5 protein-coding genes and 2 pseudogenes are annotated in these 11,596 nt (G+C 37.6%); 5 read left to right on the top strand and 2 right to left on the bottom strand.

The annotated features are described in order from the left end of the window. Positions 1–7: 7 nt before the first annotated feature. Genes TY19_RS05145 through TY19_RS05135 form a run of 3 tightly spaced genes read left to right on the top strand, consistent with a single transcriptional unit; the run spans position 8 to position 2,611 of the window. Positions 8–1,060 carry an ABC transporter substrate-binding protein gene (locus tag TY19_RS05145; RefSeq protein WP_052354795.1) on the top strand — a complete coding sequence of 351 codons (1,053 nt, stop codon included), beginning with the start codon at positions 8–10 and terminating at the stop codon, positions 1,058–1,060. Beyond that, entirely contained in the window at positions 1,047–1,838 is a 792-nt protein-coding gene (locus tag TY19_RS05140) for an ABC transporter ATP-binding protein (protein WP_042280712.1), read from the top strand. The genes TY19_RS05145 and TY19_RS05140 overlap by 14 nt, the downstream gene beginning before the upstream one ends. Then, positions 1,835–2,611: an ABC transporter permease gene (locus tag TY19_RS05135; protein ID WP_042280711.1), complete on the top strand. Its 777-nt coding sequence runs from the start codon at positions 1,835–1,837 to the stop codon at positions 2,609–2,611. Before TY19_RS05140 ends, TY19_RS05135 begins: the two co-directional genes overlap by 4 nt. 175 nt (positions 2,612–2,786) lie before the next feature. On the opposite strand, the gene TY19_RS05130 is transcribed toward TY19_RS05135, so the two are convergent. Next, positions 2,787–4,118: a UTP--glucose-1-phosphate uridylyltransferase gene (locus TY19_RS05130; protein WP_042280710.1), complete on the bottom strand. Its 1,332-nt coding sequence runs from the start codon at positions 4,116–4,118 to the stop codon at positions 2,787–2,789. 805 nt (positions 4,119–4,923) lie between these two features. Between TY19_RS05130 and TY19_RS14120 the strand changes: the two are divergent. After that, positions 4,924–5,084, top strand: a pseudogene (locus TY19_RS14120) (IS1 family transposase); the annotation flags it as partial. Positions 5,085–5,134: 50 nt separating this feature from the next. Here TY19_RS14120 and TY19_RS05120 read toward each other — a convergent pair. After that, the gene (locus tag TY19_RS05120) at positions 5,135–11,224 is read right to left on the bottom strand and encodes a leucine-rich repeat domain-containing protein (protein ID WP_042280708.1); all 6,090 of its coding nucleotides are present in this window, start codon (positions 11,222–11,224) and stop codon (positions 5,135–5,137) included. Between the two features lie 280 nt (positions 11,225–11,504). On the opposite strand from TY19_RS05120, the pseudogene TY19_RS14115 reads away from it, so the two are divergent. Beyond that, positions 11,505–11,596: pseudogene (locus TY19_RS14115) on the top strand (IS982-like element ISPasp3 family transposase); the annotation flags it as partial.

Below are 11,596 nucleotides of genomic sequence, written 5' to 3'. Positions count from 1 at the left end.
GTTCGCCATGCAGGTAGTTTCTATTCTTTGCTTCTGCTTAATGTGTTATTTTAAGCTTTTTGCTCAGGAACATTTAAAAGAAAAAACAGTCTTACGAGTGGGACATTTTGCGACCATCACTCATGCGCAAGCTGTCATTGGTCATGGGTTAAGTCGAGAACAAAAAGGATGGTTTGAAAGCTTTTTAGGTCCGGATGTAGAGATTCAATGGTATGTTTATCAAGCGGGATCGAGTGCAATGGAAGCTCTGTTTGCAGATTCATTAGATTTAACATATGTAGGCCCGAGTCCAACAATTAATGCTTACCTGAAAGCAAAGGGAAAAACAATTCGCGTTGTTTGTGGTTCTTGCAGCGGGGGTGCCTCATTGATTATTCAATCGGATCGCATTAAAAACATTTCAGATTTTCAAGGAAAAATAATTGCGACTCCTCAGTTAGGGAATACCCAAGATGTGGCAGCGAGGGCTTGGCTCTATTCTAACGGTTTTGAATTTAACTTATTTGGGGGACAGGTCACGGTTATTCCAATGGAAAATGTGGATCAATTTACCCTTTTTCACCAAGGAGATTTAGATGCTGCTTGGGCAGTTGAACCTTGGGCAAGCCGATTGGTCGAAGAAGCTAAAGGAGAGGTTTTTTTAGAAGAAAGTTCTCTTTGGAAGCAAACTGGTGGAAAGTATGTCACGACGCATTTAGTTAGTACTGAAAATTTTTTACAAAATCGGCCAGATTTAGTCAAAAAGTGGATTTTAGCTCATATTAAATTAACGGAGTGGATTCAGGAAAACAATGAGCAAGCTAAAGTTTTTTTTAACCAAGAATTAAAAAAAGAAGTATTTAGAAATTTAGCGAAAGAAATTATAGATCGCGCCTGGGAAAAAATCGAATTAACGTATGCACCTATTCAAGCCTCTCTATATCGCTATGCTAACTGGGCTTATGAGATTGGTTTTTTTAAGCAACAGCCCCAACTTAAAGGATTGTATGATCTTCGCCTTCTTGCTGAGGTATTGGAAGAAATTGATCACTCCAAAGGTTTAATTCATGACAGAAGTTGAACTCACCCTTGCAGAAATCATTATCGATAATGTTAGTAAAACATTTAAAGCGAAATCGGGAAACGTGCAAGCCCTTGAGCGTGTTTCATTAAGCGTAAATGTTGGAGAATTTGTCTGTTTAGTAGGGCCTTCAGGTTGCGGTAAAAGTACGTTATTAAATTTAATTGCAGGATTAGAATTTCCTGATCAAGGCAAGATTTATTGTGAAGGTAAAGAAATTACCGGACCTGGGAGTGATCGATTAGTGATGTTTCAAGAGTCAGCTCTTTTTCCGTGGTTAAATGTGATTGACAATGTTTTATTTGGATTAAAATTAAAGCCCGAATTGACAGCAAAAGAAAGAAAAGAATTGGCTCACAGTTATTTAAAATTGGTTGGCCTAGATAAGTTTGCTTATGCTCACACACATGAATTATCAGGAGGAATGAAACAACGCGTTGCTTTAGCGCGTTCTTTAGCTCCAGATCCCCATATCCTTTTAATGGATGAGCCTTTTGCTGCTTTAGACGCATTTACAAGGGAACAACTTTACGAAGATATCCAAAGAATTTGGGAACAACAAAAGAAAACAATTGTTTTTGTTACACACAACGTTGCGGAGGCGGTTTGCCTAGGGGATAAGTTATTTTTATTTTCTTCCCATCCAGGACGTATTCAACAAGAATTTTTTATTCGATTACCGCGTTCTAGAGATATTCGGAGTATAGAAGTAGCCCAATTTGCTAGTGAAATTACGCATATATTAAAAAATCAAATGCCTTTAATAGAAAGAATATGAATTTACAAAGAATCCTTCATGCTAGTTTATTTTTTTTAACTTTAACTGTCCTATGGCAATTACTCGTTTACGCTGAAATTTGGTCACCTGTTTTAGTTCCTTCGCCTCTTCAAGTACTGCACTATTTAATTAGTTCCTTACAAGATGGCACATTAATTTCAGCGAGCTATGTTACTTTAAAAAGACTTATTCAAGGATATCTTGTCGGATTATTAGTGGGAATTCCTATAGGGCTGTTAAATGCTCGTTTCCAACTATTTGAAGATACCATTGGTTTTTTAGCACTTGGCTTGCAAACGCTTCCTAGCGTTTGTTGGGCACCTTTAGCCATATTGTGGTTTGGTCAAACAGAAAAAGCGATGTTTTTTATTGTTATTATGGGATCTGTATGGTCTATAGCTTTAGCAACTGATGCAGGGGTTAAAAATGTTCCTCCTCTTTATGTCAGAGCAGCACGCACATTAGGATCTCAAGGCTTTCATACTTGGTTTAAAGTAATTGTGCCCGCAGCGTTGCCATTTATTATTAGCGGTATGAAGCAGGGATGGGCTTTTGCTTGGCGATCTTTAATGGCTGCAGAAATCTATATTACCATTTTAACTGGTTTTGGATTGGGTAATTTATTGCACTATGGCCGAGAGCTTCACGCGATGGATGCAGTTATTGGAGTGATGTTTGTAATTATTGCTGTTGGCTTACTTGTTGATAAAGTGGTATTTTCCCCTTTAGAAGTTTTCATGCATGAAAAATGGGGAACACATACTAAGCGTTAAAAATAACATAAGAATTAATATTTTAAATGTTAGAGCACAGAAAAGAAGAAAACTTCTATTTCTTTATCTATGCAGTATTTTCAAGCTTCCAATTCAAGTCTGTTAATGATTAGCAAGAGCTTTGCTTTGTATAAATGAAATTATTGTGTACTAAAAAACTAATTTTGCCACCTTTTTAAGGTTCTATATACAAGGTTTTTGCTAAACGATTTTTCCATTTATTTAATAAATCTGATGTCGGATAGTAAAAATCAGCTGCTAATTCTATTAAGTTTAAAGAAGGTTCTAAACCCGTAATCGACTTTAAAATTTCTTTTTCACGATAGATAAGTGCTTTTTGAACAGATTCTAATGAGTCATTTCCTTGAAAGTTTTTTAAAGGAGCAAAACAGTGGTGACGTGGATATAATAAAGCGAAAACTTTTTTAGAATATTGTAACCAATCAAAAATGAAAGTTTCAAATTTCCAAGCGATGGGATGAGAAGACAGTGTAGTAATTCCTTGCTCGTTCACAAATTTTGCTGCTTTCCAAGCTTTATGAATAGGCAAAAAGGGGTGATTTGGGAGCGTATTTTCAATAAAAGACATGGAAAAACAAAATAAGCTTAAATTTGCACAACAGTATTGAAGACGTCCGTTAGCTTCGCTAGCATTTTTATGCTGATCAGATAATTCAGAATATTCAATCACTTTTACTCGGTGATTTTCTTTAACGATAATTCCGACTTTTTCTTGAGGTTCTTGCTTTTCAGTACATTTAATAGTAATTTCAGCTTTTTGTTGTTGATGGAAACCAAGTAATTCTGCATCAAATGGATCTGCCAATGGATTATCCACTAAGATCATATTAATGTATTCAATACCCCGTTGTTTCCATGCGTCGTATAAGCCCGATTGATAAAAATCGTGTAGACAATGCCCGTTGCCATTAGGCCCTTCGGCTATACGGCTTTTGGTTTCTAAAAATAGAGACCCTTCTGCATTTAGCAAAGGTAGGGTACTTTGGCAAAAAAATGAAATTTGACCTTTAGATAAACCCCAATAGCCATTTTCAACAAAAAACTGTTTAGTTGCTTGATCATTTTCTGGTGAAGTCATAATGGCGAGAGATAAAGGAAAGTTAACTTGTTTACTCGCGGCAACAGTTTTTTCTGCTAAAAGTTGAAATAATGACTTATGCTTAATAACAGAAACAGGAAAAAGTCCTTTAGGGCCTTCAAAACAAAGCCTGGTTCCTTGCCCACCTGCGAGAACAATACACCCCATCTTTCCGTTTTGAAGGAGTTCCTTACCTTTTAATTGCAGCTTTTCATTTCCTGCAAACGCATAATCTTTAAATGGTTCAATAAAAGAATCAACTGATTTAGATGGGTTAATTAAAGCTATTTGTTGGTCGAGAAGAGTGCGATTAATTTGTTTTATTTGAAGCGTTAAATTTTGTTGTTCTTGTTTTGATAAGAGAGTCCAAAATTTTAGAAGAGGATCATTTGCTTTTTTTGCTAGCATGGTTGAAGTAAATTTTATTGAAATAAAAGATCTAGTTTCTAACTCAAGATAGTTATACCAATTGTTAAGAAAATTAAAACAGGAATTTGTAAACTACCGGTTATTTCATAGGTTGATGAGATTTAAAACCAGGCCAGATTTCTAGTAAATATCTTAATTCAACAAATGGATATTTAGTTAACGCCAGTTTAACGTAAGAAACTCTCAAAAATATTCTAGAAGCCTAGCAGCTTCAATTTCTGTATTTGAAAAGAACAGTCGAGGCTTGGATGGATTCAAGCAATAATTAGCAAGAGCAGCCATCAGATTGCTCAGAAAGTTTTATCGACTATTGAAGAGGCATACAAAAACCTTTTTCAGCACTACTATTTCCACCTGAGGCGGCAAACAGGCCATAAAAACATTAAACTGTTTGACGGCTTGGGAAGTTTTTTTCTTTGTGATAGTCGTCGCAATCGCATCGAGTCTATCTAAATACCGGAAATTCGGTGATTGCTCACTAAATGATGCGGAGGAGAATAGAGAGGGAATAGAATGAGCGTTTTGCATGATTTAACTATCCTTTGGTTTAAGAAAAATCTACGTTGTAAAAATACTATAAAAAAAACAGCCCAATCAAATTAAAATTTGAAAAATTCCTTATGAAGATTTAACCAAAGTATAGAATTCAGTTACACCCATTTTTGACCTCTCATGATTAAGTAGGGTTGTGTTAAACAATGCTTTTAAATCATGTTGAGGTCTTTTGTCATTCAAATTTTATGTATCTTGTTTAAGCCTAAACACCTAAACCCAAAGTTCAGGTTATTATGAAATCATTCCTTAGAGCCAACATCAACCAGTTAGCAAGCAATCTGGTCAAACAAGTTACATTGAAAGATTTAATTGCACTCTTAAGACAAAGGTGGGCAAGACTTGTAAGGAAAACAATTTCATTTTCTAAAAAAACTAACTAATCCCATTTAGTTAATAAAATATTTTATTTGTGATTACAATAGCATAATTAAGAGCCTTATCTATTTAGGATCACCAATTATTAATATCTTATCTCCATTAACTAAATCAAAAACTAAACTTCCATTATAGTCTGTTTGGTCATTGCTAAAATTAAGATAAAGTCTTTTAAGAGTTGTATTGGAAGTAAGAACGTGAGCAAGCGCTTCCGCTCCTTGAGTACTTATTTGGTTATTGCTAAGATAAAGTCTTTTAAGAGTTGTATTGGAAGTAAGAACGTGAGCAAGCGCTTCTGCTCCTTCATCACTTATTTGGTTGTGGCGAAGATCAAGTTCTTTAAGAGTCGTATTAAAAGCAAGTACATGAGCAAGAGCTTCTGCTCCTTCATCACTTATTTGGTTATGGCGAAGATCAAGTTTTTTAAGGATCGTATTAAAAGCAAGTGCATGAGCAAAAACTTTTGCCGCTTTATCGCTTATTCCCATTTTACTGAAAGAAAGGTTTGGAGAGATAAGCTTAGGATCGTTCCTATAAAGTTTAAATAATAGCCTGAAGTTAAATCCTAAATCACTTATTTGGTTACTTACAAGCCAGAGCTGTTCAAGGGCAGTGTTAGAGGCAAGAGTTTGAGTAAGAACTTTCATTCCCTTATCACTTATTTGGTTATTGCGAAGGTCAAGTTCTTTAAGAGCAGTATTGGAAGCAAGAGCGCGAGCAAGAACTTCTGCTCCTTCATCGCTTATTTTGTTAGACTCAAGACCTAATACTTCAAGAATAGTATTGGAAACAAGAAACTTAGCAAGAGCTTCCGCTCCTTGAGTACTTATTTGGTTATTGCTAAGATAAAGTCTTTTGAGAGCAGTATTGGAAGCAAGAGCGCGAGCAAGAATTTCTGCTCCTTGATCATCTATTTGGTTATTGCTAAGATCAAGCATCTCAAGAGAAGTATTAGAAGCAAGAACCTGAGCAAGAATTTCTATTCCTTGATCATCTATTTGGTTATTGCTAAGATAAAGTCTTTTAAGAGCCGTATTGGAAGCAAGGGAATTAGCAAGGGCTTCGGCCCCCTTATTGCCTATTAAATTACCTTGCAATTGCAGTTCTTCAAGGGTAATGTTAGAAACAAGAGCCTGAGCAAGAGCTTTCACTCCTTGAGCACCTATTCGGTTGTTGCTAAAATAAAATATTTTGAGAGTTGTATTGGAAGCAAGATTGCAAGCAATTGCTTCGACTCCTTCATCGCTTATTTGGTTAGACTCAAGACCTAATACTTCAAAAATAGTATGGGAAGCAAGAGCTTTCACTCCCTGATCGCCTATTTGGTTATTGCTAAGATAAAGTATTTTGAGAGTTGCATTGGAAGCAAAAGCGTGAGCAAGCGCTTCTGCTCCTTCATCACTTATTTGATTATTGCGAAGGTCAAGTTCTTTAAGAATAGTATTGGAAGCAAGAGCATGAGCAAAAACTTTTACTACTTTATCGCTTATTGCTTTGTTAGAAAGGTCAAGTTTAGTAAGCCAAAAAGCATTTCTATAAAGTCCAAATAATAGTTCGAATTGAAATCCTAAATCACTTATTGGGTTATAGCGAAGGTGAAGTTCTTTAAGGGTATTATTGAAAGTAGGAGACTTAGCAAGAGCTAGACATCCTCTATTCCTTATTGGATTACCGCTGAGATCGAGCTTTTCAAGAGTCATATTGAAAACAAGAGACTTAACAAAAGATTCTGCTCCCTGATCACGTATTTCGTTATTGCTAAGATAAAGTCTTTTAAGAGCCGTATTGGAAGCAAGAGACTTAGCAAGGGCTTCGGCCCCTTTATCGCTTATTTGGTTATCGCTAAGATAGAGCATCTCAAGAGAGGTATTGGAAGCAAGAGACTGTGCAAGAGCTTCCGTTCCCTGATCCCCTATTTGGTTATCGTTAAGATAAAGTATTCTGAGAGTTGTATTGGAAGCAAGAGCTTGAGCAAGAAATTCCGCCCCTTTATAGCCTATCTCGTTACCTTCAAGATCGAGCGTTTCAAGAGTAGTATTGCAAACTAAGGCCCGGGCAAGAGCTTCCGTGCCTTCAGCTTTTATTTTTTTGCCAGGAAGCTTAAGTGAAATGAGCTCAGAATCACTTGTATAAATTCGAAACAATAGGGGAAAATCCCTTAAGATTCTATGCAATCCTTCCTTTTTGGCCATTTCTAAATCTAAGGCCGGACAACTTGTAAAATTTCCTTTGACATAAGCAGCAGCAGCTGTGAAAAAGAGCGTTTTTAATTGAGGGTTTTTATCGGCTTCCACGGTATGCAAAAGAGGGGCATCTAAATGAATCGAGGTAAGCATCCGACATCTTCTAAGGTGTAATACTTCTAATTTAGCGAACTGCAAACAGGTCGATGCAAAGGGAAAGCGTGGTTTTTCAAACGCATGCAGGTGAGCGCAGTGGCTTAAATAAAGCTCTTTGAGGTTAGGAGAGCTTTTCTCTATTTCCTGAATGACCTCTTCTCTGATAAACTGACAGCCGCTTAGATTTAAATAGGTAAGGTCAACATGTAAGAAAGGCTTTAACATAGTGTAATTTAAAACGGCGCAGTTCATCAGAGTGACTTTTTGTGGCTGAAAGCCTTTATTGTGCATTAGAAAAATTAAGGCATCTAATACAATGCGTTGTCGCTCGTAATCAGGTATTTTCCCTTTGGCCATCTTTTCAAAATTTGCGTTAATCCATTTTCCCTCTTTGTTTATCCCGAATATAACATTTGATGTATCTTGCTTTAAGGTAAAAATAGAAAGTTCGCTTTGAGCTTTCTTAGGAGAGTATTCTTTGCGATTTTGAATTTCTTCAAATGTCGGGGGCTTGCCAAAGCTGGCTGCATCGGCTTGGGCAGAAGTGAGTGAAATGTCTACTTGCCGATCGATTGCTTTTTGTAATCTTTGCTTGGGATCTAAACTGCTCGCGGCCGCTAGTTTGTATTTATCATAAACCCGGTGATCTAAAATTTGCTTTTGGCTGCCTCGTAAGCTGACAAGGTGTGATAAAAGGTCTAGCGGAATGAGTTTTTCTTTGTTTGTTAAATCTTGGCGCAAGCAGTCTTGCAGATGGTAAAATTGAACAAGTAGATTCGTTATCGTCCCGCTGCGCAAAAGAAGGGTTCCTTTAAAGCAATCTTTTGGATTTTCTTCATATAAAATTTTTTCCTCTCTGCGAGTAAAAAGTTGAAGATTTTGGTACATCTTGTCTTTTTGAATTAAGTCTTTAAGCCAACTACGGATAATGAGGTTAGGTTTTAAATCAAGGAAAGCCTGCAATACTTCAGGGTCTAGACAGTATTTAGAATCTAAGCAAAAAAGAGCAGAAGAAAAATGCACGGTATGCCCGACGACATGGCGAATCACAGGTTCGACAAAAGAAATATCATTATCGACGCAGAAAATGTGCCGTGTCCCCTCTTCAACGACATAGTTGGGGAATCTCCCATCTCCTGGACGTGTCAATAAAGCACACAGGCAAGCCCAGGTCAATTGCTTGACGTCTAGCTGTTTTGCATTTTCTAACGTTTGTCCTTGTATTGTTTTGGAAATTAAGACGGGATAGATCCTTGTTTTTCCTTTCACTTCGACTTCAAAGCGTGCCAGCTCAGTCGGAGGGCTTAAGTGCCCCGCAATGCGTGCCGTCAGTGCATGGATGGCATATTCCAGCAAAGGATGGGTTGGTTTTTGTTTAAAATGTAGTTGGTAGCCTTCATAGGAGGCACTCGCGACGAGGTGAGCACTATTTTTGTATTGCCGTTTAAGATTACCAGTTTCTTCTAAAATTTGCTCGCTTACTGCTTGTCTAAGGTAGCGGGCATCAGGCAATGTTGGGCAGCGGATTTTGACTTGGAAGGGATCGTCTGGATCCGGCTGGTCGACCGTCATCGCGAGAATCGCTTGTTGAAACTGCTCTTCTTCTAAGCGCTGGCTTTGTCTAACTCCGCTTGGATTAGGGATAGAGGCAAGATGAGCCCTTAACGCAGCCAAATTTTCCTCCGCACGATAGTTATCCAAAATATTAAAATAGATTTTTCTTAGGGGATCTGTGAAGGTCATCAGTGAAAGTCTTTGGTAATAAGCTTCATGCCAATCCCAAGCCTTCTGATCAAACGCGTTAGCTAGTTGCCTAGTAATGAGATAAGTTACGAAATGCGTTATCCAAGGCTTGAGATTGTCTATGTTATCGGGGTGCAGCTCCTCTTCATAATAAGCCCCTCGAAGGAGATCGATTTTATGAAAATGAGCGTCTAGCTTAAATATGCAAGTCTTTAATTGATGAGGGTCTAGTCTGGAAATGCAAAAATTTAAATCATGAGTATCCCAACCAGAAAAGCAAAGCTTCAATTTACGGTAAAGAGGGCGCAGCACAAGCCAATAAAACTTTGCCGGAACCTCCTGTTCACTAAGAGAATCTTCCAGATTAACCTCTTCTTTTTGCTCCCCACAAGTAAAATGAAGGCCCACTCTTTTTAGATAAATGGCCGCTACCGCCTCTTGCAATAAGAACCCACTTTCGGCTGTGAAAATACCCTTTTTCACAAGCGCGTCGATAAGATCGAGTGTATTGGCTTCTTCCATGCCGAAGTAAAGAGATAAATCATTTAACAGGTGATGAAGTAGCTCTGTGTAGCCCTTTTTTAGATCGATAACTTTTTCTTTAAAGGGGTGGCGCCAAATCTGTTCATAGGTCTGTAGGCGATCTGCTAATAAATGTATCGTCTGCCTTTTGCGTCTGATTTCTCTTACTTGCGACACTTCTTCATCAAGATATTCGCGCATTTTTGTTTGGTAGAGGATAAAGAGTGCAGGGGTTTTTTGATGAAAAGAAATGGTCTTGCGTAGCGTATTGCTATGGGAATTAGAGGCGTATTCCTCCATTTTTTGCATCTGAGCCAACCCATCGGGTGTGTTGATAAGATCAGTGACAACAGCTGGATTGCCGCCAGAATCGATATGGAAACCAGAACGGTGTTTAGCCCCGATACAAGTAAAAACGGGTAACCCTTGTGCTGGATCTTCTCCTAAGCTTATTATTTGTAGTTCTAATAGGCGGGCTAATTTTACAAAGTAGGGTCGATGCTCAACTTCTTCGATGAGAATGCACCATTCTAAGTCTGAGTAGGGACAGATCTCTTCTTTGGCTAAAGATCCCATCGCTCGTAAATCATATGAACAAGGAGAATCTCCTAGAATGGCAATGGCATCTTCGACTAAAGCATGCAAAAAAGAGAGTAAGTGCGTTGAACTTTTGCTTTGCAAAGTGCGCACTTCGTCAATCGTAAATTGTTGCGAATTAATTTCTTCGTACAATTCGCGAAAACTGTCGCGATAAATCTTTAATTTCTCTCGGTATGTCGTTGTAATAAAACAATCCGTAGGAAAAGAGGAACGCTTTAAGTAGGGGAGCATCGTTTCATTTAGAGTGCTCAAACCACTTGTTTGTATCCGCTCTGGTCCCCGAGTGATTAATGTGTGTGAGATAACAGCATGCACTTGTTTATAGAACAATTTAATCAACGCATGCTTTTCAACTGGGCAGCAGATCAATTCGAAGCGCGTTGCAAGATTTGTGAAGAATTGCGCGACTTGCTGGCTATCGTTTTTCCCCACCGCTTGTTCTAAGCGATGCTTAAAAAAGCTAAGAGAGGTCGAAGCCGCTTTAAAAAGGCGCGAAGCTAGACACTGAAGATTTGGGGAAGCCTTCAAGATAATCTGAGCCTTTCCTACATAGTGAATGGAATCAATAAAATAGGTTAGTTGTTTATTCTCTTGCTTTTCTTGTTTGCCTTTTTTGTAGTGCCACTTGGCAAGTTCGATAGCTATTCGCTGTTGCTCTTCTACAAAACAAGGGCCTGCTGTCAAATTAAGCAGTAAACGTACACTCTCATTTATCTCTTGGGGAGCCTCTATCACAGGAATAAGTGCCCGGAGACAGGCAAAAATCTTTTCAATCACCTCTTTTTCAACCTGTAACGGCAAAGAGGCCATGAAAACATTAAACTTTTCGATGGCTTTGGAATGTTTATGTTTTGCGATAGCGTCTAAAACCATATCAAGGTTATCTAAATCTTCTAATTTCGATGGTTGCTCACTGAAAAATTGGGGATAAATAGAATGTGTGCTTTGCATGACTTGGCTATCCTTTAATTTAACAAGAATTCACGTTGAAATAATATTATTAAAAACAACCATCCGAATCAATTTAAAATTTGAAAAATTATTATTTAGGTTTAAACAAAGAATGGAAGAAGTTAGTTTGTTAAAATTTTGTTCAAGGGCTAAAACTTTAAATCAGCCTACTAATTAATGTAAGTTGCAAATAACTAAGTTGAAATAAAATTTAGATGTAAATAAAAAGGCCTCAGATCCTTAAATTGTTTTTGTGCAACAAATAACAAGGATTGAAGCCATGGAAGAACAAATTATAGCACTTTACTGCCTTTTAGACGACTACATCCTTTCGATTGGATACAAAGATTGGCCAAATACAAAACTGTCTAC

The organism is Candidatus Protochlamydia sp. R18 (assembly GCF_000648255.1).
Lineage (GTDB): Bacteria > Chlamydiota > Chlamydiia > Chlamydiales > Parachlamydiaceae > Protochlamydia > Protochlamydia amoebophila.
This window is presented reverse-complemented; position numbering and strand designations above follow the sequence as displayed.